A 24,135-nucleotide genomic window follows, 5' to 3' on the forward strand; every position below is an offset into this window, starting at 1 on the left:
CGACCTTTTCGCGTCACCTTTTCATCCGGGAACAAACCGCCACAGAAGTGGCATCAGACCGGGAGACGATGATGACGAATCTCTTGAAATCCTGCACGGCAGCGCTTGCCTGCCTGAGCTTCGCGACGCAGGTGATCGCCGCCGAACCGCTGAAGGCGCTCGGCAAGGGCGAAGGTGCGGTCAGCATCGTCGCCTGGGCCGGTTATATCGAACGCGGCGAAACCGACAAGAACTATGACTGGGTCACCGATTTCGAAAAGGAGACCGGCTGCAAGGTTTCCGTCAAGACCGCCGCCACCTCGGATGAAATGGTCTCGCTGATGAACGAAGGCGGTTTCGATCTTGTCACGGCATCCGGCGACGCCTCGCTGCGCCTCATCGCCGGCAAACGCGTCCAGCCGATCAACACCGATCTGATCCCGAGCTTCAAGACCGTCGACGAGCGTCTGCAGAATGGCCCCTGGTATACGGTCGGCGGCGTCCATTACGGCGTGCCCTATCTCTGGGGCCCGAACGTGCTGATGTACAATACCGATGCCTTCAAGGACAAGGCGCCGACCAGCTGGGGCGTCGTCTTCGAGGAGCAGACGCTGCCCGACGGCAAGTCGAACAAGGGCCGCGTCCAGGCCTATGACGGCGCGATCTACATCGCCGACGCCGCCATGTATCTGATGGCCCACAAGCCGGATCTCGGCATCAAGGATCCCTACGAACTGACCGAGGACCAGTACAAGGCCGCCCTCGACCTATTGCGCGGCCAGCGCAAGCTCGTCTCGCGCTACTGGCACGACGCAATGATCCAGATCGACGACTTCAAGAACGAAGGCGTCGTCGCTTCCGGCTCCTGGCCCTTCCAGGTGAACCTGCTGCAGGCCGACAAGCAGAAGATCGCCTCCACCTTTCCGGAAGAAGGCGTTACCGGCTGGGCCGACACCACCATGCTGCATGCCGACAGCGAACATCCGAACTGCGCCTATATGTGGATGGAACATTCGCTGAAGGCCAAGGTCCAGGGCGATGCCGCCGCCTGGTTCGGCGCCGTGCCCTCGGTTCCCGCCGCCTGCAAGGGCAACGAACTGATGGGTGAAACCGGCTGCGCCACCAACGGCTTCGATCATTTCGACAAGATCAAGTTCTGGAAGACGCCCGTGACCAAATGCGCGACGCAGAGCGAATGCGTGCCCTATCATCGCTGGGTGTCGGATTATATCGGCGTGATCGGCGGGCGATGAACAGGGCCGGTCCGCGCGCATAAGATTCCCTTCCCACAAGGGAGAGGGCGTTGAGCGGCACCGCCGAATCCTGCCGAAACACCAAGGTATTTGCGAAAGGGTACGGCAGGTTAAGCCCCTCCCCCTTGTGGGGGAGGGGTTTGGGGCCGGGTCTTTATTGACCAAGACCGAGCCTCTCTCTGAACACACAGGACCCGGAACTCCCATGACGTCAGCCGTCCGCTTCCAGCAGGTATCGCGCCATTTCGGCCAGGTTCGCGCCGTCGACGGCGTCGATCTCGAGATCGCGCCCGGCGAATTCTTCGCCATGCTCGGACCTTCCGGCTCCGGCAAGACGACCTGCCTGAGATTGATCGCCGGCTTCGAACAGCCGACATCGGGCCATATCCAGATCTTCGGCGAGACGGCCGACGGCGTTCCGCCCTATCGCCGCAACGTCAACACCGTATTCCAGGACTACGCGCTTTTTCCGCACCTCAATATCTTCGACAATGTTGCCTATGGGCTGATGGTCAAGGGTGTCGGCAAGGCGGAGCGGATGAAGGCGGCGGGCGATGCTCTGGAACTCGTCAAGCTGCCGGGCTACGGCGCCCGCCGCCCCGGTCAGCTGTCCGGTGGCCAGCGGCAGCGCGTGGCGCTCGCCCGCGCGCTGGTCAACAAGCCGAAAGTGCTGCTGCTCGACGAGCCGCTCGGCGCGCTCGACCTGAAGCTGCGCGAGCAGATGCAGGAGGAATTGAAGAGCCTGCAGCGCGCGCTCGGCATCACCTTCGTCTTCGTCACCCACGATCAAGGCGAGGCGCTGTCGATGGCCGATCGCGTCGCCGTCTTCAACGATGGCAACATTGTCCAGCAAGGCACGCCGCAGGATATCTATCGCTGCCCGAAGACCCGCTTCGTCGCCGATTTCGTCGGCTCCTCGAACGTCATCGCGCCCGATCTCATGGCCTTGCTCGGCGGTGAGAAACGCTGGGCAAGCCTGCGTCCCGAGGCGATCCGGCTGACAGGCGACGGCGTCGAGGCGAAAGTCGAAAACGCAAGTTTCCTCGGCGCAGCCACGCGTCTCAGCGTCGACCTCAAGGGCAGCCGGCTGCATGTCATGCTGCCGGCAGGCACGCCGGTGCCGGATGTCGGAGCCGGCATCCACCTCGCCTGGCAGCCGGCCGATATCCACTATATGGACGATGCGGCATGACGGCGCTCACCATGTCAGGCGGCAAGACATCGATCCTTCCGGGGCGCGGCGGCTTCTTCGGCCAATTGTCGGATGCCTTCTGGCGGCACCCGAAGCTGCTGCTCTTGCTGATGCTGACGCCGCCGCTGCTCTGGCTGGGGATCATCTATATCGGCTCGCTGATCGCCCTGCTTCTGCAGAGCTTCTTCTCGATCGACGATTTCTCCGGCCTGGTGAATTACGAATTCACCCTCTCGACCTATGCCCAGCTGCTGAATCCTGCGAATTTCGACATCATCATCCGCACCGTCGTCATGGCGGCGCTGGTCACCGTCGCTTCCGCCCTGATCGCCTTTCCGATCGCCTATTACGCGGCGCGTTATGCGCAAGGCAAATGGAAGGCGCTCTTTTATCTCGGCGTCATGCTGCCGCTCTGGTCGAGCTATCTCGTCAAGATCTACGCCTGGAAGCTGATCCTCGCCAAGGAAGGCATCCTCACCTGGATCTTTGAGAAGCTCCATCTCTCCTGGCTGCTCGACGCCGTCCTGAATCTGCCCGTCATCGGCGGCAATTCGCTGTCGGTGAGCTACCTCGGCACCTTCATCGTCTTCGTTTATATCTGGCTTCCCTATATGATCCTGCCGACGCAGGCGGCCCTGGAGCGCGTGCCCGGCAACCTGATCGAGGCCTCGGCGGATCTCGGCGCCACGCCGCGCCAGACCTTCCGCACCGTGCTGCTGCCGTTGGCGCTGCCCGGCATCGTCGCCGGTTCGATCTTCACCTTCTCGCTGACATTGGGCGATTACATCATCCCGCAGATCATCGGCTCGTCCAGGCTGTTCATCGGCCAGGCGGTGTATGCCCAGCAGGGAACGGCCGGCAACGTGCCGCTGGCGGCCGCCTTCTCCGTCGTGCCGATCGTCATCATGGCGCTCTACCTGTCGCTCGCCAAGAAGATGGGGGCCTTCGATGCGCTCTGACCTCAAGACATCGCCGCTGGCTTTGAAGATCGCCGCAGCCGTCGGACTGCTCTTCCTGCATCTGCCGATCCTGTTGATCTTCGTCTATGCCTTCACGACCGAGGAAAAGAGCTATCAATGGCCGCCACCGGGGCTGACCCTGCAATGGTTCCCCGTTGCCTGGAACCGGCCGGATGTCTGGTCGGCGCTCAGCCTCTCCGTACAGGTCGCAGTCATCGCCACGGCGATCGCGCTGGTGCTCGGCACGCTCTGTGCTGCGGCCGTCAGCCAGACGAAATTCTTCGGCCGCGAGGCGATCTCGTTGCTGGTCATCCTGCCGATCGCCCTTCCCGGCATCATCACCGGCATTGCGCTGCGCTCCGCCTTCAGCCTGTTCGACATCCCGTTTTCGGTCTGGACCATCGTGCTCGGCCACGCCACTTTCTGCGTGGTCGTCGTCTACAACAATGCGGTCGCCCGCTTCCGCCGCACCTCCGGCTCGCTGATCGAGGCTTCGATGGATCTCGGCGCCGACGGCTTCCAGACCTTCCGCCATATCATCCTGCCGAACATCGGCACCGCTCTTCTTGCCGGCGGCATGCTTGCCTTCGCCCTGTCTTTCGACGAGGTCATCGTCACCACCTTCACCGGCGGCCAGCAATCAACCTTGCCGATCTGGATGCTCGAAGAACTCATCCGCCCGCGCCAGCGCCCGGTCACCAACGTGGTCGCCATGCTCGTGGTGCTCGTCACCTTCCTGCCGATCCTGGCAGCCTACTACCTCACCCGCGACGGCGACCAGATCGCCGGCGCCGGCAAATAAAAGGGAGAACATCATGGATACCCAAATGCTGATCGGGTCCCGCTTCGAAAAGGGCACGGAGACGGAAGAACACATCCTCAACCCGAAGACAGGCGAGACGGTGATCGACCTTGCCGAAGCCTCGCTTTCCCAGGTCGATGCCGCCGTCGATGCTGCCGAAAAGGCCTTCGCACGCTGGTCGCAAACGACGCCGGGCGAGCGTTCCGGCTACCTGCTGAAGATCGCCGACGCCATCGAGAAGGATGCTGTCGGCTTCGCGACTCTGGAAGCGTTGAACTGCGGCAAGCCGATCAATGCGGTGCTGAACGACGAAATCCCGGCGATCGTCGATTGTTATCGCTTCTTCGCCGGCGCCGTGCGCAACCTGCACGGCCCGGCCGCCGGCGAATACCTGCCCGGCCACACCTCGATGATCCGCCGCGATCCGATCGGCATCGTCGGCTCGATCGCGCCGTGGAACTATCCGCTGATGATGATGGCCTGGAAGCTGGCGCCGGCGATCGCCGGCGGCAATACCGTCGTCTTCAAGCCCTCGGAACAGACGCCGCTGACCTCGCTGAAGATGGCGAAACTGCTCTCGGACATCCTTCCCGAAGGTGTCGTCAACGTCATTCTCGGGCGCGGCGAAAGCGTCGGCAACGCCCTGATCAACCATGCCAAGATCGGCATGGTCTCGATCACAGGTGATATCGCCACCGGCAAGAAGGTGCTGCAGGCCGCCGCCAAGACGGTCAAGCGCACCCATCTGGAACTCGGCGGCAAGGCGCCGGTCATCGTCTTCGACGACGCCGATATCGATGCCGTCGTCGCCGGCATCCGCACTTTCGGCTATTACAACGCCGGTCAGGACTGTACCGCGGCCTGCCGCATCTATGCCGACGCCAGGATCTATGACAATTTCGTCGCCGATCTCTCCTCAGCCGTCGGAAGCATCCGCTTCAACCGGGCCGACGATACCGAAAATGAGATCGGGCCGCTGATCTCCAGGCGCCAGCGCGACCGTGTCGAAAGCTTCGTCGCCCGCGCTTCCGAACACAAGCATATGGAGATCACCACTGGCGGCAAGGTTTCCGGCGACAAAGGCTTCTTCTTCGCCCCGACCGTCATAGCAGGCGCCTTGCAAGACGACGAGATCGTCCGCCGCGAGGTCTTCGGCCCGGTCGTCTCGGTCACCCGCTTCTCCGATGCCGACGATGCCGTTGCCTGGGCAAACGACAGCGATTACGGCCTCGCCTCCTCCATCTGGACGAGGGATATCGGCCGCGGCATGAAGACCGCCGCCCGCCTGCAATATGGCTGCACCTGGATCAACACCCATTTCATGCTGGTCAACGAGATGCCGCATGGCGGCCTCAAACAGTCGGGCTACGGCAAGGACATGTCGGTCTACGCGCTGGAGGACTACACCGCCGTGCGCCACGTGATGATCAATCACGGCTGATCGGGAGAAGGCAAGGATACGAAATTCGACGTTACACCCATCAGCAGCACCGGGAGGGGCAGGCCGAAGATCAGAGCCATTCCATTCCGACGATCTGGAACATTTTCCCGGTTGCTGCGTCTTCCCAGGCAAAACGCAAAGGATGACGCCATGCTGAAATGGGCTCTGATATTTTTCGTGATTTCGATCGTCGCCGGCTTCTTCGGTTTCTCCGGCGTATCGGCAGCAACCGCGACGATCGCCCGCGTTCTTTTCGGCATCGCGCTGGTGATCTTCCTGATTTTCCTCGTCCTTGCGCTGATGGCCGGCCAGGCGATCTTGTGAGCGGAAACGCAGCGGCAATGAGCGTGGACGTAGAACATGTCCACGCTCATTGACCCATCCGGCTATTTCAACTCCGCAAGGAGCGCGTCGGCGCCTTTCCGGACGCCGACCATCGAGGCATCCATCGCCGTGAAGCTTGCACCGATATTCATCGCATTCGGATATTGCTTGGTGACATAGGAAGACAGGAGACGATTGCTCGCAGCATCATAGATCTCCACGGCATAGTTCACCGAACCGGTCATCGAGCCTTCTCGGCCGCGCGCCGCCTGGACGGTGTTGTACAATCCGCCGGCGACGTCGATGCGCGTGACCGTTCCGAGCACCGCAGTTGTTGCCTTCGCGCCCGTCAGCGTCAGATGCAATCTGAGCGTTGCCGGAGCAGGGGTGCTGACGACGGCAAAGCGTGTCTTCAATTTTTCCGTGAATTGCTGCTGCATGTAACTGGCGAGGAAAATCCTGTCCTTTTCAGAAACCTTGCCGAACTGATTGTCAGGGCCGTTATAGACCGTAACGGGATCTACGATGATCCTGTTGTACTGGCTCCAGATGACATTCGTCTGATAGCGATATGGCACGCGGCCGGTCTTATCCTCAATGTTCGGTCGAAGCTGTGATGCCGAAGCAAGTCCGGAATACACCGTCGGGTCAGGGGTCGTGCATGCGGCAACGCTCAAGCAGGCGAGCATCAGTGCGGCGCCGATTTTCAAATTTTTTATCAATGGCTTGGCTCCAGCTTTGGAAATGCCGAACGGCATCTGCTGGCACCGGTTTTATGGAATTCGGATGTTGCTGTGTTTGTTATGATATGCGGAAATGTTCGCAAACCCTCTTTGCGACCAAGCAGCGCGACGCGACGCATGACCACGCCGTCGGTCGGCCGGCAGTCAGTGTGATGAAGGGATCGACGGCGAGCCTTCGGGCTGGATCACCTGACGAGCGGGCAGATCGATCACGACGACCAGGCCGCGTGGTTTCCCGTCCAACAACGTCAATTGTCCGTTATGCGCTTTGGTGACGATCCCTTGGGCGATCGGAAGACCAAGCCCAAGCCCGGAACCGCCTGCGGCGGCGATCTGCCGCGATTTGTCCCCCTTGAAGAATGGCTCCAGAACCTTCGCCTTGAGCTCGTCCGTCAGACCGGGACCATTGTCCCTCACCTCTATCCGGATCCCGCCATCGTCACGGCCTTGCAACTCGATGTCGACCTGCGTTGCATAACGGGACGCGTTTTCGACCAGATTGGTCATCGCGCGGGTCAGCGCCTGAGGTTTGCAGACAAACGCCAATCGCCGCGGACCGATGAACCGCACATCGACGCCGGTGTCGGAGAAATCGGTCGCAATCGTCTGCAGCAGGCTTGAGATATCGACCTTTCGATCGACCGCCCTCACCGAGGGATCTTTGAAATAGGCCAGGCACTCGTCGATCATGAAATTCAAAGTGGCGATATCGGCGAGCATCAGGCTGCGAAGTTCCGGCTCTGCGGAACGCTCGGCACGCATCCGCAATCGCGTCAGCGGTGTCCTGAGATCATGGCCCACGCCGCTCAGCACTCTTGTTCGATCCTCCGCCATGCTCTGGATCCGGTCGCTCATGACGTTGAGCGATTCCGCCAGGCTTCGGATCTCGGCTGCACCATCCGGTTCGAAAGGCTTTTCCAGGCTGCCTTCCATGCTCGCGCGTTTGGCAGCGGCGGCAAAGCGCCTCAGAGGTTCGGTAATGAGCCGGCTGCTGAAATATGCGAGCAGCACCAACGGAATGACGATTTTCAAAAATCCGCTTGCAGCTGCCGGAACGAACCACAGATAGCTGGGAAAAACCGGCAGTTGAAAGATGAGAGCACGCCTGTCGTCAATTCCGACAGTCAGCACGTCTGGATGCGATGGACCCATGACGAAACGATGAAATGCCGCGAAAATATTGTCGGCGAGCAGCGCGTCGATGCGCGCCACGATCTCGCTTGCAGCTATCATCGGCTGTTTGCCGGCAAGCGGCTGATCCAGGGACAATTTTTCGACCTCAACGCCGAGTGCCGCTGCTCTCTTGAGAACCGCGGCTTCGTCCTCGACTGACCTTGCCTGTGCAAATTGCTCGGCGACCATCGCCGCCCTGCCGGCAAACAGGCCGTTTTGAAAGCCGCGATCATGACGGCCGTAGATATAGGGCTCCATCGCGGTCGCCACGACGGAAACCAGCACGACAAGAAAGGTCGCCAATATGAGGATCTGGCTCTGGATCGAAGCGCGCCGGAAATTTCTCACGAGAGACGCTCTACCTTGGATGCGAAAAGATAGCCCCCCAAGCGTACAGTCTTGATGAACGTCGGGTCTTTCAGATTTGGCTCTATTTTTTGCCTGACCCGGCTGATGTGGGCGTCGATGCTGCGTTCCACCGGCCCTGCCGACCCTGCATGTGTCATCGACAAAAGCTGTTCGCGCGTCAGAACCTTATTGGGATTGCAGCAGAAGGCCAGGAGGATATCGAACTCCGCGGTTGTCAGGGAAACCTGCGCGCCGTCCGCGTCGAGAAGTTGACGGCTTTTCGGATCGATGCGCCATCCCGAAAACGTCATAGGCCCAAGCGTTTCCTCGTGATGGTGCGCATATGATGATCTGCGGAGAATGCTCTTGATCCGGGCCAGCAGCTCGCGTGAGTTGAATGGTTTCGTGACATAGTCGTCAGCACCGAGCTCCAGGCCGAGAATGCGGTCGATATCCTCCTGGAGCGCCGTCAGCATCAGGATCGGCACCGAGCGCGAAGCGCGAAGCCGCCTGCAGATGCTGAAGCCGTCCTCCCCCGGCAACATCGCATCGAGGACGATGAGATCGAATTGCTGTCGCGCCATCATTCGGTCCATGGCCGCGCCGCTCTCCACCGACAAGGCTTCGAAGCCGCTGGTCCGGACGAGGTCCACCAGCATATCGGCGATCGCGGAATCGTCTTCGACGATGAGGATATGAGCCTGATTGGGAACTGCCATTTCATATGCCATCGTCATTTGCTCTCTTGCCAGGAGTCCTGTCGGCGCGAAATTATCACGTTTCCGCCTTTATCAATCAGGCGGCCTCATCCGCCATCGATCACGGTGGTTAAAATCTCCAATGTCGTGTCGCCAGGCATTTTTCTCCGTACGATATCAGCTGCCACACCGATACGGCTCCGCCTTATCAGGTCTCGTGCAATGCTATGTTCGATAATGTTGCGAAATGTTGCGAACAGGGATGCCAACGTCGCCGACACGGCGCCCGGTATCAAAACTGCCATTCGGGATCGCCACTGACTTTCACATGGTCATCTCGGATTGTGCTGTCGATGATAACCGTGGCGACGAAACAGACGCGGATGACCAGCAGACAAAAGAATAACAGCGAGAGGCTCGCCGTCGCATAGTGCTTCAACGCGGAACGCTTGGGGAGCCGGGCGGTGAGTTTGTGAAGGGCGTTTCTGGCGAGACGACCGATCGCCACGAGCAGAAACAGTGCCGTAATGATGTACCCGCTTGCCGAGGCCGCCCCCAATAGCTGGAACATCAAAAGACACCCGCACCAAGTGAAGACTTCGCGTTTTGGAATGACGCCTTCAAACCGACGAAACCCGATGGAACGACGCCGATGAGATCCGTCCGCAAGGCGCGTGATCGGTCGGCAAGGCGGGGCCGGATGGTCCGGATCCAGGCCCAGCGAAGTCCGGTTCTGCGACGGGAATTCGGCCACCGCTAGTCGGCTCGCTCTGCGCGGGGCGAGGCGCGGCGACTTAGAAGCAGAGATGTGGCGGCACGCCACCGGGATGCCTTCGCCGCGGCTGCAATCACCGTCTCATTGAGAGTTGGCGTTCTTTGGACCGCAGCAATCCTGGCTGTCTTTGACTCCGTGAGCGCCGCGATCCTTCTCAGAAAGGCATCGCTGTCGAATTCTTTCGAGGAAGGAACCGACTTTGCTGTCGGCTTGATGGCATGGAAAAACACCTCCAGATTGATGACTGGTATCGGCTTGATGTTTCGCACCAGGTCGATATCCGCCCGCATCGTTACCGCCAGACAATATCGGTCCGAGCGCAAAGCGTCGAAGAGCTCCGGTATGGAAGACACAGCCGTCGCGGCATATCCGTTCTCATTCAGCTTCGAGACGATACCGCAGGCAGCGCCTTTGCCGAGAAAGACGAGAATTGGCTTTTGCTGGTTGCTTTGCACTGATGACATCACTGGCATACTCCTGACCTGTCGCCAGAAGTTTAGCCCGCATCGGCGCTGCTGTTTGTTCGGTTTTATTCGGTTTTATTGCGCCGCGAAGCGCCCGCGAAGTTCAGGCAAGCGCGGCGGACCTCGCTATTTACGACAACGCTGCCCTGAGCCAGGGATGCATCGAGGCCCTCTTTCTGAGCAGCCTGTCGATCGATATCGATCCCGCGCCGGAAGCCGAAAGCACGAACATGCCGCCGGCAATCGCCAGGTCCTTCTCGAAATGCAGCAACTCGTTCTGGCTTGCGAAATTCGTATGGAAGAGCAAGGCGGTCGCCAGGCAGAAGAGCGCCAGCGCCAGTACGCCAAGCCGGGTGAGGAAACCTGCCGCGACGGAAAGGCCGGCGCCGATCTGAAGGGCGATGGTAGCAAGTGCCATCGGCGTCGACAGCCCCAGTTTTGCGAAAATGTCGATGGTCGCAGTGAGATCTGCCGCAAGGGACCAGCCCTCATGCAGAAAGATCAGCGCCAGCAGAAACCTGCCGAGGAGCAGAACGAAATCGGCCGGTCGGGACCGGCTTGAGGCGCTTTCCATCATACCCTCCGGTTTGAAGAGCAGGCGGCGCGGCCCGCTCATGCCTTCGGCTCCTCAGATCCTCGCAGCCGCTCTGGCAAGATGCATTATAGCAGGCTTGCCCCGACATTGATCGCCAGCGCCAGGATCGTCGTATTGAAGAGGAACGACAGCACGGCATGCAACAGCGTCAGCTTGCGCATGCTGGTCGAACTGACCGCGACATCCGCCGTCTGTGCGGCAACGCCGATGGTGAAGGAGAAATAGAGGAAATCCCAGTAGCCGGGCTCTTCGATCCCATCGGGAAATTTGAGCCCGCCCTCCTCGTCCGCCCCGCCGTAGAAATAATGGGCATAGTGGATGGTGAAGAGCGTATGCAGGAAGAACCAGGAGATCAGGATCGTCAAAATCGCCGCACTTGCCCGTGCCAGCGCGACGTCACGTGCCGCCTCCTTGATCGAATGAAGCTCGATGCCGATGCCGGCGATGCTGGCAAGTGCGGCACCGATCGAAAGAGCCAAGAGCACGGTATCGGAGAAATCAAGATCCGCGGAGCGTTTTCGGATGCTGTCAACCGTCGCCCGCAGCATCTTGCGCCAGCTCAGCGCGACAAAAACGCCGGCGCTGACATTCCAGCCGAACAGGATATTGCCGGCGCTGACCTCACGCGAGGTCACAGCCAGGAAGACCGCCAGTCCAGCAAGAGTGGCGATGATGAAGCTCGCATGCTTGTAGACAAATGCCGCAAGCGAATTCGTCCTTTCCTCATCCGCCATATCGGTCTCCGACAGCATATACCCTTGATAACAGCACGAAAAAGGCGCGCCTGCCAGCCGGCAGCCGCGCCTCCGATTGCATGCCGTGCCGATCAGGCGGCGGCGAGCTGCAGTTCCTTCTGCACCATGGTCCGCAACGTCCCCAGATCCTTGGCGAAGGCGCGAATGCCTTCGGCGAGTTTTTCCGTCGCCATCGCATCTTCGTTCATCAGCCAGCGGAAGGTCTTCTCGTCGACGGTGATCTTCGCAGCCGGCTTGATGATCTCGGGCGAAAGCTTGCGCTCGAGCTTGCCTTCGTCCTTGGAGAGTTCGTCGAGCAGGTTCGGAGCGATCGTCAGGCGGTCGCAACCGGCCAGCGCTTCGATTTCGCCAGCGCTGCGGAACGAAGCACCCATGACGATCGTCTTGATGTCGTTGGCCTTGTAATAATTGTAAATGTCGCGAACCGAAATGACGCCCGGGTCTTCCTCAGGGGTGTAATCCTTGCCCGTCGACTTCTTGTACCAGTCGAGGATACGGCCGACGAAGGGCGAGATCAGGAACACCTTGGCGTCGGCGCAGGCAACGGCCTGTGCCTTCGAGAAGAGAAGCGTCAGATTGCAATCGATGCCTTCCTTCTGCAGCACTTCGGCAGCGCGTATGCCTTCCCAGGTGGAGGCGAGCTTGATCAGGATGCGATCCTTCTCGATGCCGCGTTCCTTGTACCCGGCGATGATGCTGTGAGCCTTGTCGATCGAAGCTTGTGTATCGAAAGAAAGGTCGGCATCGACTTCGGTCGATACGCGTCCCGGAACAAGCTTGGAAAGCGCAGCGCCGACGGAGATGGCGAGGCGATCAGCGACGGCGGATGAAACGGCTTCGGGATTGCCGCCTTGCTTCTTGCCCCAGGCGACGGCTTCCTTGATGGCGTCGGCGAACATGGGCGTGCCGAGTGCCTTCAGCACGATGCTCGGGTTCGTCGTGCAATCAACCGGCTTCAGGCGGGCGACGGCCTCGATGTCGCCGGTATCGGCGACGACGGTGGTAATCTCGCGAAGTTGGTCAAGCTTGGATGTCATGGTCAATAATCCTTGTTGAACTTGGGCTGCGACCGGCGCGAGTTCCGCCCGGCAAAGGTGATCTACCGGCAGGTTGTTTGCATGCTGCAGGCGAAAATGCGCGCATCCGTCACGGATGATTTATAAACGTGAAGGACAGTCGCCGTGTTCCAGCCGCCAACGAACGACGGCTCGAACGCAAGCGATGCCGCCTGCGGCTGGAAGGCCGGTCGTGACTTTCGGCATGCCCGCACTATGTCCTCCTCGACGGACAAGAACGACTTGTGTCACCCGGACTATCGCCACTCACCCAAGGAAAAGTCAAGGACATTTGTGCATTTCAATTGACATAAGTGTCACACCCGTCATTATCCCCCAACAAAAGCGTCGTTACGGCCCTTCATCCCATGGGGGATTGAGGGCGGGCATCCTGCGGAGGAGATGTGGTCAAGCTCAAACGCGGCACGCACACGGCCTATTCCGAAGCATCCTCGCTGCGGCTGAGGGCGGCATGGCTCTATTATAACGAGGGCCTCACCCAGAAAGACGTGGCCGAACAGCTCGGCATCAGCCGCACCACCGTGATCCGCCTGCTCGACGAGGCGATGAAACGCAGCGAAGTCCAGATCTGGATCAACGATTCGATCGGCGATTGCGTTGAACTTTCGGTGAAGCTGGAGCGCGCCTACGGCCTCGACGAGGCGATCGTCGTACCCGCACCGATCAGCTGTGATGTGAATTCGCTGGCGAAAAATGTCGGCCTGGCGCTTGGCCAGTTCCTCTCCGAAGCCATTCCCGACGACTATACGATCGGCGTCGGCTGGGGCCGCACCATGACCGCCTCGCTGTCAAGCTTCCGGCCGCCGCGCCGCACCAATTGCAAGGTCGTGTCGCTGCTTGGCGGCATCGTCGCCGTGCACCAGACCAACCCGATCGACTACACATGGCGGCTGGCAAATCAGCTCGGCGCCGAATGCTACATGTTCCTGGCGCCGCTTCTCGTCGATTCCATCGAGACCAAGCGCAATCTGATCGAAAAATGCGGGCTGGACACGATCTATCGTCTCGCCGAGAACCTCGATCTGGCGATCGTCAGCTGCGGCGATATCGGCCCGCATTCGACCTCACTGTCGGAGGGCTGGATCTCCAAGGCCGAGTTGCAGGAACTGATCGATGCTGGCTGCGTCTGCGACACCATGTTCAACTTCCTCGACAAGGACGGCAATTCGGTCGACCACTCGATCAATCGGCGCGTCATGTCCGTCGATCTCGACACGCTGAAGGAGGCCAAACATATCGTGCTCTCTTCCGGCGGCGCTCATCGGGCCGTGGCGATCCGCGCCACGATCAAGCGCATTGGCTGCAATACGCTGATCACCGACGAAAGGGCTGCGCGGGCATTGCTGGAACTGGCGGAGACATCGCCGTCCGCGCCTTCTCCCCAGTGGGGAGAAGCGCAGGAGCGATAGCGAGCGGAGCAAGACGAACGGGTCGGGGGTTGAACGGCCCGCCGCTCCGCCCGGGAAGCCATCAGGCGTGCGCCGATTCCCAGCCGAGCATCGCCCGTTTGCGGGTGAGGCCCCAATGGTAGCCCGTCAATGCGCCGTTCTTGCCGAGCGCCCGATGGCATGGCACCACGAAGGAGATCGGGTTAGCCCCCACCGCCGCACCGACGGCGCGCTGCGCCGTCGGCCGGCCGATATCGTTGGCGATATCGGAATAGGTCACGGCCTTGCCGAACGGGATGTTCAGCAGGCTCTGCCAGACGCGCACCTGGAAGTCCGTGCCGATCAGCACGACGCGCAGCGGCTGCTCCGAGGACCATTTGCCGGGTTCGAAGATGCGGGCCGCATAGGGAACCGTCGCCTGCAGGTCTTCGACATAAGAGGCGTTCGGCCAGCGGCAGGTCATATCCTCGAGGCAGGCCTTCTCGTCGCCGGAATCGCTGAAGGCGAGGCCGGCAAGGCCGCGGTCGGTCACCATGATCAGCGCGACACCGAAGGGGCAGATGTGGAAGCCGTAGCGGATGGTGAGGCCGCCACCCTTGGCCTTCCATTCGCCGGGCGACATCGCCTCATGGGTGACGAAAAGGTCGTGCAGGCGGCTCGGCCCGGAGAGGCCGACCTCGATCGACGTCTCGAGCAACGGCATGTCTTCGCTACGCAGCAGCCGCTTGGCATGGTCGAGCGTCACCGCCTGCAGGAAGCCCTTGGGCGACAGGCCGGCCCAGCGGGTGAAGGTCTTCTGCAGCTGGGTCGGCGACTGGTTGAGCCGCGCCGCGATCGCCTCCAGCGAAGGCTGATCGCGGTAATCCTCGGTGATGAGTTCGATTACCCGACGGACAATGTCATAATCAGGGCCGTCAGGCGTGATGTCTGTCTGAAGGTTGGCAATCATATTCATCGTCTTTCTCCTTGTCACAAGGAGATAGTCAATAGGGGGTGAGCAAACCACCCGATTCTTGCGCATCCGCCGGATAGTCTCAGATCCGCTGCTTGACCCTCGCGAGTGCGCCCTTGAAGGCCTTGGCGAAGCTTTCCCGATCGTCGGGATTGAGGAAGGATCCGATATCCGTGCGCCGCCCCTCGCCGAAGATATGCATGGAGAGGATGCCGATCTCCTGGTGCCGGCGAACGAGGAAACGCGCCCAGAACGGATTGAAATGATGCTCCACCATCCGTCCCGATGGTGCAAACTTGCGCACCGACACGTCCATGCGCGACACCGTCACCTGTTCGCGCGCTTTCCCGGAGCGGTAATTCAGCCAGAAGGCGCCGTACAAAAGCACGAAATCCAGTCCGAAGAAGAAGCCGATCGGCCAGGCGCCTGTCACGACGAAGAACATGCCGTAGAGGAAGCAGACGGCGCCGGACAAAGCAAGCAGCACCTTGAAGCCCCGACGGCCAAGTGACCGGTGGGGAAAGAGCTCGGCGGCGAAAACAGGCTGCTCGTTGGAGCTGTCGGCGTTGCTTTCCATCATGGCTGCTGAGTATAGAGTTTCCATGGCAAATCCGAAACTCAAATCCGTTACCAAGATGCCTCAGGGTGCGAATGTGATCGCCCGCCGCAAACCGGCGGCAGCGGTGCGCACGGTCTATTCACTGGCCGAGCGCGAGGAGATCTTCCGCCGCTTCTCCGTTCAGCGGCCGGAACCGAGAGGCGAGCTCGAACACACCAACGCCTTCACACTCGTCGTCGCCGTGGCACTTTCGGCGCAGGCGACCGATGTCGGCGTCAACAAGGCGACACGCGCGCTCTTCAGGATTGCCGATACGCCGGAAAAGATGCTCGATCTCGGCGAGGAACGGCTGCGCGACTATATCAGGACGATCGGCCTCTATCGCAACAAGGCGAAAAACGTCATCGCGCTCTCACAGATGCTGGTCGAGCAATTCGGCGGCAAGGTGCCTGAGACGCGCGAGGAGTTGGTCAGATTGCCGGGCGTCGGCCGCAAGACCGCCAATGTCGTGCTTTCCATGGCCTTCGGCCAGGCGACGATGGCCGTCGATACGCACATCTTCCGCATCGCCAACCGCATCAGGCTCGCCCCCGGCAAGACGCCCGATGAGGTCGAGGCACGGCTGATGAAGGTGATCCCGAAACATTACCTCTATCACGCCCATCACTGGCTGATCCTGCACGGCCGCTACACCTGCAAGGCGCGCCGCCCCGAATGCGAACGCTGTATCATCGCCGATCTCTGTAAGTCGCCGGAGAAGAGTTCGGATATACCGGCGGCGCTGGTCACGCTACCGCCGCAGGTGATCGGCGAGGCCGTCGAGTAGAACAGCGATCGCCTGCTCGTATTCCCGCCTTTCCCCACCCGCCTCGATCGCGATCGCCGCGCGGTCAAAGGCTGCCGATAGCAGCAAGGTCAGCGGTGCGAGCGTAGCACCGGCTTGCGGAAGCATGGCTGCAAGCCCTGCCCGCAGCGTCGCTTCCGCATTTTCTGCGTCGATCGTCGCGGTCGCCGGCAGGCCGAGAACGGCAGGCGCCTCGATCAGCAGCAGCCGTGTGCGCCCTTCTGCCATCATCGCGTCGAAATAGGCCGAGGCACCGGCGATCAGCGCGGCACGCGGCGCGTCGTGCGACGCCGAATGCGCCTCGATCGTCCCGGCCACTGCGCGCGCCTCGCATTCGATCACCGAGCGAAAAAGCGCCTTCTTGTCTTCAAAATGATGATAGAGCGCGCCTCGCGTCACACCCGCCGCCGCCACGATCTCCGGCGTCGCGGTCTCGGCATAACCCTTCTCGACGAAAAGACGCCGACCGGCATCGATCAGCGCCTGCCTCGTCTGTTCCGTTCTCTCGCGATTGCTGCGGCTCATGCGTTTTCTTTACATACAAACAGAATGTATGCTAATGGAAAAACATACAGAATGTATGTAAATGGAAAGATGGAGGAAAAAGATGAAATCGACGAGCTATTATCCTGTCATCATGACTGGCGATGTCGCCGGCACTGCCAGCTTCTATTGCAGGCATTTCGGCTTCAAGGCGCTGTTCGAAAGCGACTGGTACGTTCACTTGCAATCGATAGAGAAAGAGCATATCGCGCTTGCCATCCTTGACGGCAGCCACGAAACCATCCCGGCCATGGCCCGCGGCAGGGTGTCCGGCCTGCTCCTTAATTTCGAGGTCGCCGACGTCGATGCGATCTATGCCGCCTGCCGGAGCGCCGGCCTGCCTATACTGAGAGAGATCCGTGACGAGGATTTCGGCCAGCGGCATTTCATCACCGCAGATCCGAACGGCGTCCTGATCGACATCATCAAGCCGATCCCGCCGAGCGCCGAATTCGCGGCGATGTACGACACCGCCGCCCTGCCGGGCTGAGCCTCAGGGGTGGTGCAACGCGACATCCCTGGCGGAAACCAGCTTGTGCAGATGCACCATCATGCCGGCGGCAAAGAGCGGCGTCAGAAGATTGACGAAGGGGATCGCCAGGAAAAGGGCGATCACCAGCCCGCCGAGAAAGACGGTGGAAGCATGCTTGGCGCGGAAGAGCCGTGCCTCCTCAGGCGAACGGAATCGCATGGCGGCGAATTCGAAGAATTCCCGTCCGAGCAGATAGCCGTTCACCAGAAAGAACGCGACCAGATTGACCCCGGGGATGAACAGCAGCAGCAAGGCGACGATATTGCCGAGGATCACCACGCCGAGGAACTTGATCGAGCTTGCCATCGCCGGACCGAGCGGCATGGCGGTGCCCGGCGCATCCCCGGGATAGTCGCGTTTTTCGATGACGTCGGCGACATCGTCGAGAAACAGGCCGGCGATCAGCGCCGTGACCGGCGAAAGCAACAGCGCCAGCATCAGGGCGAGGCCGATACCGGCAAGGATCGCGAAGACGAAAGCGAACCACCCCGCCCAATCCGGCACATCGGGAAAGAAGCTCGTGAGCCATGGAAAGAGAAAGGCCACGAAGGCCCCGCGCAGCGCAAACCAGAGGCCGACGAGCACGAGAATCGTCAGGCCGAGCACCTTCCAGAAGACCGAGCGCGTTTCCGCCGCGAAGAGATTGGTGAGCGATAGTCGAGCGGCGTCAAGAATCATGTCTCAGGCGTCTCCGGTTGCGCGCAAGATGTAGGAAAGGTGGGGGTCGCCGACAAGAGAATAAAATTACATGCAGTAATAGAAAACTTGTCGAAAACTAAATACTAATATAATATTGTGACGTATATGAAATACGCACGGGCCTGAGAAGCAGCTTCCGAAATAGTTGCAAAGACAAGGGGTCGCAACAGCGCATCCACGGAACGCCTCTGAGGGAAGACGGGGAGGCCGATGTGGAAGACTTTGTGCAAAAACTCAGGCAATACGCAAAAAACGGCACACCAGCCGAACGCCGTATCGCGAAATATTTCACCGAACACCTGAATGACCTGCCGTTCGAGACAGCTGCATCCGTCGCTGACAGGTTGGATCTCTCGCCGATGACCGTCGGCCGGTTCCTGCGCGCGCTCGGCTATCAAGGGTTGGACAGCGTCAAGGTCGAGATTCGCGAGACCGTGACCACGTCGCCGGCGCAATTGCAGAGCGCCATGAGCGAGCTGCATCAGGACGCCGCGGAGGGCAAACCGCTCGCCGTGCTGGTTGCCGAACAGATCCAGGCGCTCCATCATATCTATCATCTGACGGCGCAGCCGCATTGGTCAGAAGCCGTCGGCTTGATCAGCACGGCCCGAGAAGTATCAATCGCCACGCATGCGCGGCTCGCGAGCCTCGCCAATCATTTCTGCCAGCGGCTGACACAGGCCCGCGACGGCGTGCGCACGCTCGACGCCGCCGACAACCGTTTTGCCGAGCTCTTCGCCCGGCTGGCGGTCGATGACGCGCTGCTTGTCATTATCGACTGTCGCCGCTTCGCCAAGGCGCGACTGCTGGCCAGGACGGCGCGGCGTTACGGCTATAAGGTCGTGCTCATTTCGCCGCAACAGGCGGACTGGATGGCGGACCAGTCGAACGTCATGCTGCCCTTGCCGCCAGCGCGCGCGCCCGATCTCGACAACCTTCCGCCGCTGATCGCGCTGCTCGATTGCCTGTCGGAATCCGTTATCCTCGAAGTCGGAGAAGAAGCGGCCCTTCGCCGTCGCCGCATGATGGAATTCGCGACCGTGCTCGGCGAGGCCGCAAACCACTGAGGTCCTTAGCGCGTCTCAAAAGACGAGCGGCGCCCTATAGCATCGTTTCCAGTTCGGCGCGATGGCGGTGCATGGCGAGAAGACGGCGGTAGTCGCGGTCGTAGAGCGCCTGTTTCGCCTTGTCGGGAAGCCGTTCGTCGCCACCTGGATACATCGCCTCGCCGGCCGCCGCCAGATCCTTGTACAAACCGCAGGCGACGGATGCGGCGACCGCCGTGCCGAGCAGCACCGCCTCGTTCATTTTCGGCACCACGACCTTGCAGCCGGTCGCATCGCTGTAAAGCTCCATCAGCACCGGGTTCTTCACATGCCCGCCGGCAATATGCAGCGTATCGGGCATGTAGCCATATTCCTTCATCATTTCCAGGATATGGCGGATGCCGAGGGCAATCCCCACCGCAGACCGCCAATAGAGCGCGCAGAGCCCGTCGAAGGACGTATCGAGCGTCAGCCCGCTGACGACGCCGACGGCATGCGGATCGGCGAGCGGCGAGCGGTTGCCATGGAAATCCGGCAGCACGAAAATCCGCGCACCGAAGGCATCGCCCTCCTCGGCCCTCAATTCGGCGATGCGCGCGACGATCCTCTGATGCAGCGCCGCCGTCGGCTCGCCGCCGGCCGCATGCATACGCACGATGTGGTCGAGCAGCGCGCCGGTCGCCGATTGCCCGGCCTCCACCAGCCAGGATTGCGGGAAGACCGCCTCGTAATAGGGTCCCCACATGCCATGGCTCGGCTTGCGTTCCCGGGAGAAGGTAACGATGCAGCTCGACGTTCCGGCAATCAGCGCCAGCTGTTGCTCGCGTTTTACAGGATCGGCGGCATAGCCGCCGAGCGCGCCCAGTGCACCCGCATAAGCGTCGATCATCCCGGCAGCGACATGGCAATCCGTCGTCAGCCCCAGCGCTTCCGCCGCTTCCGGTGTCAACTGCCCGACACTGTCTCCGACAGGCGTGGTCTCGTCCGGCAGATGGCCGCGCTCATGAAGGTCCTCGAGGCCGATCCGCTCCAGGAAATCCTGCTGCCAGCCCTTTTCGAGATGGGCGAGATAATTCCATTTCGCCGTCAGCGTGCAGCGTGAACGGGCAGGCGAACCGGTCGATTTCCACGTCATGAAATCGGCGAGATCGAAGAAGTAGCCGGACTTTTCCCAGGTGGCCGGCAGGTTCTTCTTCAACCACATCAGCTTCGGCATTTCCATCTCGGGCGACATCACATGCCCGGAATGTTCGAGCACCCTGTGCTCCGTCGCCGTGCAGAAATCGGCTTCCTTCAGCGCCCGGTGATCGAGCCAGACGATCGTGTCGAAACGCCGCTCGCCGCCGGTGGAAACGCTGAGCTGACGTCCCTCGACGTCGCGGACGACCAGCGAACAGGTGGCGTCGAAGCCGATCGCTCCAACCGACGCGGCGGCGATGCCGGATTGCTCCATCGCCCTGCGCACTGCCGTGCAGGCGGCCGACCAGATATCTTCGGAATCGTGCTCGGCATGGTTTTCACGCGGCCGGTTCATCACGATCGGATGTTCGGATTTGGCGAGCAGGCGGCCGCGTGCGTCGAAGACGCCGGCGCGCGCGCTGCCCGTGCCGATATCCACCGCAACCACATGATCACGCATCAAATCTTGGTCCCGTCCAGCTTATGGTTGCGGACAAGGTGTATCAAATCCGGCATGGCGTCAAACACCACCTCAGGCGAAAGACGATCGAGTTCGGCGCGGTATCCGGCGAAATTGGCGTGGGACCCACCGGTGAAGGCGAAGACCGTCATGCCCGCCGCCTTGGCGGCAGCAATACCGGCCGGGCTGTCCTCGACGACAAGGCAATGTGCCGGCTCGACCCGCATTTCACGCGCCGCATGCAGGAAAAGATCGGGCGCCGGTTTGCCGCGCTTGACCATCGTCGCGCTGAAGATGTCGGGCAGCTTGCCCAGAAGTCCGGTCACCGACAGCGACAGGCGGATTCGCTCCATCTGGCTGGACGAGGCAACGCAACAGGGCACGCCAAGTCCGTCGATCGTCGCGGCGACACCCTCTATCGGCTTCAACTCGGTGCGGAAACGGGCATAGAGATCGGTGCGGATGCGCTCGAGGAATTCCTCGCCGGCATGGACGTTGAATTCGGTTTCGAGCGTATCGATGAGGGTCGACAGGCTACGGCCGAGAAACCGCTCATAGGCCTGGTCCTCGGTGATCGAGACGCCGAGATCGTTCATGGCGCCGACGAGCACGCTGATCGAAATCGGCTCGCTGTCGACAAGCACGCCATCGCAATCGAAGATGACCAGCCGTGTTTCAGCATCAGCCATGGAAGACCCAACCTGAGTTCAATTCGGACGCATGACCGTCCCGCTTTGCTCGCAAGGCCGGATGGATGGTGACAACAGCGTGCCGCCATCCCATTCCCTTACACTGCGAGCTTGCCGTCGAGATAGAGTTGCAGCGTCTCCCGCGTGCCCTTTTCCCACAGGGTTTTGAGTGCATGGGCGAAACGCTTGCGGAAAAGTTCGGATTTTGCCACTTCGCCAAAAATATCGTCGAAGGCGAGGAAGGCTGACGGATCGTCCTTGGCTTTCAGCGCCGCCGCATGCAGGCGATCGGCACTGGCGTCGTTGAAGACGATATCCTTGCCACTGTCGGTCTTGCCGGCGAAATAACGGCACCAGAGTGCTGAAACCAGCGCCAGGCCGACGACGTCCCTGCCCTGATGCAGATTGTCGAGCGTCGACGGCAGGATGAATTTCGGCTGGCGGTTCGAGCCGTCCTGCGCCAGTCTCGGAATGGTGTCGGCAATCTTCGGATTGAGCAGGCGGTGCTCGATCAGGGCGAAATAATCCGTCAGCGACGTGTTCGGCACCGGCGGGACGATCGGGATGATCTCATCTTTTTCGAGCTTGGCGAGGAAGGCGCGGATCAGCGGCTCTTCCATGGAATCGTGAACGAAATGAATATCCATCAGCGCCGCCGGATAAGCGATCGCGGCATGCCCGCCGTTGAGGATGCGGATCTTCATATGCTCGTAGGGCGTGACATCGGGAACGAAGGTCACCCCGACCTTTTCCAGCGCCGGCCGGCCGGCAGTGAACTTATCCTCCAGCACCCATTGCTTGAATTCCTCGCAATAAACCGGCCAATTGTCCTCGATCCCAAAATTGTCGCGGAGGAAATCGACCTCACGCTGGCTGGTCGCCGGCGTGATGCGATCGACCATGGCGTTCGGGAAGGCGACATTCGCCCTGATCCAGTCGGCAAGGGCAGGGTCTGAAAGTGCGGCCGTGCCGACGACGGCATTGGCGGTGACAACGCCGTTGTGGGGAATGTTGTCGCAGGACATGACGGTGAACGGTCCGATGCCCCTGGCCTTGCGCGCCTTCAGGCCGGCGACGATCAGGCCGAACACCGTCTTCGGCGCATCGGGATTCTGTCCGTCGGCAGCGATCGCCGGATGAGCCGGATTGAACCTGCCCGATGCGTCGATGAAATAGCCGCCCTCGGTGATCGTCAGCGAGACGATCCGGATCTCGGGATCGGCGAGCCTGGCGATGATGGCGCTCGCATCGCCGACCGGCAGGATGTCGATCATCGGCGCAGTAACGCGCGCCGCCGTCTTGTTGTTGTCCTGCTCGACCACCGTCGTCAGGAAATCCTGCGCCGCAAGTTTTTCGCGCATGGCGGCATCCGACGGCAGCACGCCGGCGCCGACGATCGCCCAATCGTGATCCGTGCCTGCATTGAAGAGATCGTCGAGATAGATCGCCTGGTGGGCGCGGTGGAAATTACCGACGCCGAAGTGCACGATGCCGGCTTTCAGCGATGCCCTGTCATATCCAGGGATAGCCGCCGTGCGGGCCACATCCGAAAGCGTTGCCAGCGATAATTTGCACGTCATGTTTCAGTCCTCTTGAAGGTCTTGCCGAGACGGCCGGGCGTCATCGTCCGGCTCGCATGCCTGCCCCCCGGCCGCCTGCTCAGATGGCAAGGCCGCCCTCGTTGAATTTATGGATGCGTGAACGGTCCGGCGTCAGATAGACCGTATCGCCCGCCTTGGCCGCGAAATCGCCGCTGCCGCGCGCCGTCACCATGCCGATGCCCTCGGCATCGATATGCAGGAAAGTGTCGGAGCCGAGATGTTCGGCGACCACGACCCTGCCCTTCCAGTCGCCGCTCTCCATCGACAGCAGCACATGCTCGGGACGGATACCGATCGTATGGGCTCCGAGCTGGGCCGCATTCTGGCCCTTGATGAAATTCATCTTCGGCGAGCCGATGAAGCCGGCGACGAACAGGTTGCGCGGGCGGCTATAGAGCTCGAGCGGCGAGCCGACCTGCTCGATATTGCCCCTGTTCAACACGACGATCTTGTCGGCCATGGTCATCGCCTCGACCTGGTCGTGGGTGACGTAGACCATCGTCGTCTTCAGCTGCTGGTGCAACTCGCTGATTTCGAGGCGCATGTTGACGCGCAGTGCCGCATCGAGGTTCGACAGCGGTTCGTCGAACAGGAAGGCCGAAGGCTGGCGCACGATGGCGCGGCCGATCGCCACGCGCTGGCGCTGGCCGCCGGACAGCTGGCGCGGTTTGCGTTCGAGATAGTCGGTCAGGTTCAGCACCCGGGCGGCATCCGTCACCTTGCGGTCGATCTCCGCCTTGTCGACACCCGCCATCTTCAGTGGGAAGGCGATGTTGTTGCGCACGCTCATATGCGGATAGAGCGCATAGGATTGGAACACCATGGCCAGGCCGCGCTCCGAGGGCGCCTTTTCGGTGGCGTCCCTGCCGTCGATGACGATCTTGCCGCCGGAGACGTCCTCGAGCCCGGCAATCAGCCTAAGCAAGGTGGACTTGCCGCAGCCCGACGGGCCGACGAAGACGACGAACTCGCCGTCCTTGATGTCGAGATCGATCGACGGGATGACCTTGGCTTCGCCGAAGACCTTCGAAACCTTCTGAAGGGTAATGCTGCCCATGTTTCTCTC

The 24,135-nt window shown here is 61.0% G+C and carries 26 protein-coding genes; 10 read left to right on the forward strand and 16 right to left on the reverse strand.

The genetic code is table 11. The annotated features are described in order from the left end of the window. Nucleotides 1-71: 71 nt before the first annotated feature. The 6 genes from FHT69_RS27380 (at nucleotide 72) to FHT69_RS27405 (ending at nucleotide 5,950) form a co-directional block, all read left to right on the forward strand. Nucleotides 72-1,232 (forward strand): ABC transporter substrate-binding protein, encoded by a 1,161-nt coding sequence (locus tag FHT69_RS27380; RefSeq protein ID WP_183906211.1) that lies wholly within the window; start codon nucleotides 72-74, stop codon nucleotides 1,230-1,232. A 205-nt stretch (nucleotides 1,233-1,437) separates the two neighbouring features. Beyond that, the gene (locus FHT69_RS27385; protein ID WP_097543070.1) at nucleotides 1,438-2,424 is read left to right on the forward strand and encodes an ABC transporter ATP-binding protein; all 987 of its coding nucleotides are present in this window, start codon (nucleotides 1,438-1,440) and stop codon (nucleotides 2,422-2,424) included. Beyond that, nucleotides 2,421-3,383, forward strand: coding sequence for an ABC transporter permease (locus FHT69_RS27390; protein WP_097543069.1), 963 nt, complete (start codon nucleotides 2,421-2,423; stop codon nucleotides 3,381-3,383). Before FHT69_RS27385 ends, FHT69_RS27390 begins: the two co-directional genes overlap by 4 nt. Then, nucleotides 3,373-4,185, forward strand: a complete 813-nt coding sequence (locus FHT69_RS27395; protein WP_097543068.1) for an ABC transporter permease — start codon at nucleotides 3,373-3,375, stop codon at nucleotides 4,183-4,185. The genes FHT69_RS27390 and FHT69_RS27395 overlap by 11 nt, the downstream gene beginning before the upstream one ends. Before the next feature lie 13 nt (nucleotides 4,186-4,198). Beyond that, nucleotides 4,199-5,626 (forward strand): gamma-aminobutyraldehyde dehydrogenase, encoded by a 1,428-nt coding sequence (locus FHT69_RS27400; protein WP_047616249.1) that lies wholly within the window; start codon nucleotides 4,199-4,201, stop codon nucleotides 5,624-5,626. Between the two features lie 150 nt (nucleotides 5,627-5,776). Next, the gene (locus tag FHT69_RS27405) at nucleotides 5,777-5,950 is read left to right on the forward strand and encodes a DUF1328 domain-containing protein (protein WP_003566688.1); all 174 of its coding nucleotides are present in this window, start codon (nucleotides 5,777-5,779) and stop codon (nucleotides 5,948-5,950) included. 62 nt (nucleotides 5,951-6,012) lie between these two features. On the opposite strand, the gene FHT69_RS27410 is transcribed toward FHT69_RS27405, so the two are convergent. The 8 genes from FHT69_RS27410 to tal all read right to left on the reverse strand — a co-directional run bounded on the left by FHT69_RS27410 (nucleotide 6,013) and on the right by tal (nucleotide 12,538). Continuing rightward, nucleotides 6,013-6,672 (reverse strand): DUF3313 domain-containing protein, encoded by a 660-nt coding sequence (locus FHT69_RS27410; RefSeq protein WP_174824462.1) that lies wholly within the window; start codon nucleotides 6,670-6,672, stop codon nucleotides 6,013-6,015. Nucleotides 6,673-6,837: 165 nt separating this feature from the next. Next, nucleotides 6,838-8,214 (reverse strand): ATP-binding protein, encoded by a 1,377-nt coding sequence (locus tag FHT69_RS27415; protein ID WP_047616247.1) that lies wholly within the window; start codon nucleotides 8,212-8,214, stop codon nucleotides 6,838-6,840. Beyond that, the gene (locus tag FHT69_RS27420) at nucleotides 8,211-8,951 is read right to left on the reverse strand and encodes a response regulator (RefSeq protein ID WP_047616246.1); all 741 of its coding nucleotides are present in this window, start codon (nucleotides 8,949-8,951) and stop codon (nucleotides 8,211-8,213) included. The genes FHT69_RS27415 and FHT69_RS27420 overlap by 4 nt, the downstream gene beginning before the upstream one ends. A gap of 253 nt (nucleotides 8,952-9,204) precedes the next feature. Then, a complete protein-coding gene (locus FHT69_RS34365) occupies nucleotides 9,205-9,666 on the reverse strand; it encodes a hypothetical protein (RefSeq protein ID WP_246780761.1) in 462 nt (153 codons plus the stop codon). A gap of 2 nt (nucleotides 9,667-9,668) precedes the next feature. Beyond that, entirely contained in the window at nucleotides 9,669-10,160 is a 492-nt protein-coding gene (locus tag FHT69_RS27430) for a hypothetical protein (protein ID WP_047616244.1), read from the reverse strand. A gap of 121 nt (nucleotides 10,161-10,281) precedes the next feature. Further along, on the reverse strand, nucleotides 10,282-10,728 hold the full coding sequence (locus FHT69_RS27435) for a DoxX family protein (RefSeq protein ID WP_183906238.1): 447 nt from the start codon (nucleotides 10,726-10,728) through the stop codon (nucleotides 10,282-10,284). A gap of 83 nt (nucleotides 10,729-10,811) precedes the next feature. Continuing rightward, on the reverse strand, nucleotides 10,812-11,480 hold the full coding sequence (locus FHT69_RS27440; RefSeq protein WP_183906212.1) for a DUF1345 domain-containing protein: 669 nt from the start codon (nucleotides 11,478-11,480) through the stop codon (nucleotides 10,812-10,814). Nucleotides 11,481-11,572: 92 nt separating this feature from the next. Further along, nucleotides 11,573-12,538, reverse strand: a complete 966-nt coding sequence (gene tal, locus FHT69_RS27445; protein WP_047616243.1) for a transaldolase — start codon at nucleotides 12,536-12,538, stop codon at nucleotides 11,573-11,575. Between the two features lie 422 nt (nucleotides 12,539-12,960). On the opposite strand from tal, the gene FHT69_RS27450 reads away from it, so the two are divergent. After that, on the forward strand, nucleotides 12,961-13,986 hold the full coding sequence (locus FHT69_RS27450; RefSeq protein ID WP_063475277.1) for a sugar-binding transcriptional regulator: 1,026 nt from the start codon (nucleotides 12,961-12,963) through the stop codon (nucleotides 13,984-13,986). Between the two features lie 61 nt (nucleotides 13,987-14,047). Here FHT69_RS27450 and FHT69_RS27455 read toward each other — a convergent pair whose 3' ends face one another. Together FHT69_RS27455 and FHT69_RS27460 are read right to left on the reverse strand one after the other, a co-directional pair. Beyond that, nucleotides 14,048-14,920, reverse strand: a complete 873-nt coding sequence (locus FHT69_RS27455; RefSeq protein ID WP_183906213.1) for a bifunctional helix-turn-helix domain-containing protein/methylated-DNA--[protein]-cysteine S-methyltransferase — start codon at nucleotides 14,918-14,920, stop codon at nucleotides 14,048-14,050. 79 nt (nucleotides 14,921-14,999) lie between these two features. After that, complete coding sequence (locus tag FHT69_RS27460; protein ID WP_183906239.1) at nucleotides 15,000-15,497, reverse strand: DUF2244 domain-containing protein; 498 nt, start codon at nucleotides 15,495-15,497, stop codon at nucleotides 15,000-15,002. On the opposite strand from FHT69_RS27460, the gene nth reads away from it, so the two are divergent. Continuing rightward, nucleotides 15,496-16,302, forward strand: a complete 807-nt coding sequence (gene nth, locus FHT69_RS27465) for an endonuclease III (RefSeq protein ID WP_174824461.1) — start codon at nucleotides 15,496-15,498, stop codon at nucleotides 16,300-16,302. The genes FHT69_RS27460 and nth overlap by 2 nt on opposite strands. Here the strand turns inward: nth and FHT69_RS27470 are convergent. After that, the gene (locus FHT69_RS27470; protein ID WP_183906214.1) at nucleotides 16,267-16,845 is read right to left on the reverse strand and encodes a TetR family transcriptional regulator; all 579 of its coding nucleotides are present in this window, start codon (nucleotides 16,843-16,845) and stop codon (nucleotides 16,267-16,269) included. The two genes, nth and FHT69_RS27470, sit on opposite strands and share 36 nt — an antisense overlap. Nucleotides 16,846-16,927: 82 nt before the next feature. Between FHT69_RS27470 and FHT69_RS27475 the strand changes: the two genes are divergently transcribed. Beyond that, nucleotides 16,928-17,353, forward strand: coding sequence for a VOC family protein (locus FHT69_RS27475; RefSeq protein ID WP_063475275.1), 426 nt, complete (start codon nucleotides 16,928-16,930; stop codon nucleotides 17,351-17,353). Between the two features lie 3 nt (nucleotides 17,354-17,356). Here FHT69_RS27475 and FHT69_RS27480 read toward each other — a convergent pair whose 3' ends face one another. Then, nucleotides 17,357-18,073: a sulfate transporter family protein gene (locus FHT69_RS27480; RefSeq protein WP_183906215.1), complete on the reverse strand. Its 717-nt coding sequence runs from the start codon at nucleotides 18,071-18,073 to the stop codon at nucleotides 17,357-17,359. A 233-nt stretch (nucleotides 18,074-18,306) separates the two neighbouring features. On the opposite strand from FHT69_RS27480, the gene FHT69_RS27485 reads away from it, so the two are divergent. Then, nucleotides 18,307-19,161: a MurR/RpiR family transcriptional regulator gene (locus tag FHT69_RS27485; protein WP_047616230.1), complete on the forward strand. Its 855-nt coding sequence runs from the start codon at nucleotides 18,307-18,309 to the stop codon at nucleotides 19,159-19,161. A gap of 34 nt (nucleotides 19,162-19,195) precedes the next feature. Here the strand turns inward: FHT69_RS27485 and FHT69_RS27490 are convergent, their stop codons facing one another. The 4 genes from FHT69_RS27490 to FHT69_RS27505 all read right to left on the reverse strand — a co-directional run bounded on the left by FHT69_RS27490 (nucleotide 19,196) and on the right by FHT69_RS27505 (nucleotide 24,126). Further along, on the reverse strand, nucleotides 19,196-20,779 hold the full coding sequence (locus FHT69_RS27490) for an FGGY-family carbohydrate kinase (RefSeq protein ID WP_183906216.1): 1,584 nt from the start codon (nucleotides 20,777-20,779) through the stop codon (nucleotides 19,196-19,198). Beyond that, the gene (locus tag FHT69_RS27495; protein ID WP_047616227.1) at nucleotides 20,779-21,468 is read right to left on the reverse strand and encodes an HAD family hydrolase; all 690 of its coding nucleotides are present in this window, start codon (nucleotides 21,466-21,468) and stop codon (nucleotides 20,779-20,781) included. The genes FHT69_RS27490 and FHT69_RS27495 overlap by 1 nt, the downstream gene beginning before the upstream one ends. 98 nt (nucleotides 21,469-21,566) lie before the next feature. Further along, a complete protein-coding gene (locus FHT69_RS27500) occupies nucleotides 21,567-23,048 on the reverse strand; it encodes a mannitol dehydrogenase family protein (protein WP_097595192.1) in 1,482 nt (493 codons plus the stop codon). A 79-nt stretch (nucleotides 23,049-23,127) separates the two neighbouring features. Next, nucleotides 23,128-24,126, reverse strand: a complete 999-nt coding sequence (locus tag FHT69_RS27505; protein WP_047616223.1) for an ABC transporter ATP-binding protein — start codon at nucleotides 24,124-24,126, stop codon at nucleotides 23,128-23,130. Between the last annotated feature and the right edge of the window lie 9 nt (nucleotides 24,127-24,135).

Origin of the sequence: Rhizobium sp. BK008 (assembly GCF_014197345.1) — a bacterium.
GTDB lineage: Bacteria > Pseudomonadota > Alphaproteobacteria > Rhizobiales > Rhizobiaceae > Rhizobium > Rhizobium anhuiense.

Bases quoted from the DNA above. Each gene is read 5' to 3' on its own strand.
- nth (WP_174824461.1), top strand. From the start codon at position 15,496: ATGGCTGCTGAGTATAGAGTTTCCATGGCAAATCCGAAACTCAAATCC.
- FHT69_RS27460 (WP_183906239.1), bottom strand. From the start codon at position 15,497: ATGATGGAAAGCAACGCCGACAGCTCCAACGAGCAGCCTGTTTTCGCC.
- FHT69_RS27440 (WP_183906212.1), bottom strand. From the start codon at position 11,480: ATGGCGGATGAGGAAAGGACGAATTCGCTTGCGGCATTTGTCTACAAG.
- FHT69_RS27405 (WP_003566688.1), top strand. From the start codon at position 5,777: ATGCTGAAATGGGCTCTGATATTTTTCGTGATTTCGATCGTCGCCGGC.
- FHT69_RS27380 (WP_183906211.1), top strand. From the start codon at position 72: ATGACGAATCTCTTGAAATCCTGCACGGCAGCGCTTGCCTGCCTGAGC.
- FHT69_RS27385 (WP_097543070.1), top strand. From the start codon at position 1,438: ATGACGTCAGCCGTCCGCTTCCAGCAGGTATCGCGCCATTTCGGCCAG.
- FHT69_RS27420 (WP_047616246.1), bottom strand. From the start codon at position 8,951: ATGACGATGGCATATGAAATGGCAGTTCCCAATCAGGCTCATATCCTC.
- FHT69_RS27430 (WP_047616244.1), bottom strand. From the start codon at position 10,160: ATGCCAGTGATGTCATCAGTGCAAAGCAACCAGCAAAAGCCAATTCTC.
- FHT69_RS27475 (WP_063475275.1), top strand. From the start codon at position 16,928: ATGAAATCGACGAGCTATTATCCTGTCATCATGACTGGCGATGTCGCC.
- FHT69_RS27395 (WP_097543068.1), top strand. From the start codon at position 3,373: ATGCGCTCTGACCTCAAGACATCGCCGCTGGCTTTGAAGATCGCCGCA.
- FHT69_RS27400 (WP_047616249.1), top strand. From the start codon at position 4,199: ATGGATACCCAAATGCTGATCGGGTCCCGCTTCGAAAAGGGCACGGAG.
- FHT69_RS27455 (WP_183906213.1), bottom strand. From the start codon at position 14,920: ATGAATATGATTGCCAACCTTCAGACAGACATCACGCCTGACGGCCCT.
- FHT69_RS27490 (WP_183906216.1), bottom strand. From the start codon at position 20,779: ATGCGTGATCATGTGGTTGCGGTGGATATCGGCACGGGCAGCGCGCGC.
- FHT69_RS27505 (WP_047616223.1), bottom strand. From the start codon at position 24,126: ATGGGCAGCATTACCCTTCAGAAGGTTTCGAAGGTCTTCGGCGAAGCC.
- FHT69_RS27495 (WP_047616227.1), bottom strand. From the start codon at position 21,468: ATGGCTGATGCTGAAACACGGCTGGTCATCTTCGATTGCGATGGCGTG.
- FHT69_RS27480 (WP_183906215.1), bottom strand. From the start codon at position 18,073: ATGATTCTTGACGCCGCTCGACTATCGCTCACCAATCTCTTCGCGGCG.
- FHT69_RS27470 (WP_183906214.1), bottom strand. From the start codon at position 16,845: ATGAGCCGCAGCAATCGCGAGAGAACGGAACAGACGAGGCAGGCGCTG.
- FHT69_RS27500 (WP_097595192.1), bottom strand. From the start codon at position 23,048: ATGACGTGCAAATTATCGCTGGCAACGCTTTCGGATGTGGCCCGCACG.
- FHT69_RS27390 (WP_097543069.1), top strand. From the start codon at position 2,421: ATGACGGCGCTCACCATGTCAGGCGGCAAGACATCGATCCTTCCGGGG.
- tal (WP_047616243.1), bottom strand. From the start codon at position 12,538: ATGACATCCAAGCTTGACCAACTTCGCGAGATTACCACCGTCGTCGCC.
- FHT69_RS27435 (WP_183906238.1), bottom strand. From the start codon at position 10,728: ATGATGGAAAGCGCCTCAAGCCGGTCCCGACCGGCCGATTTCGTTCTG.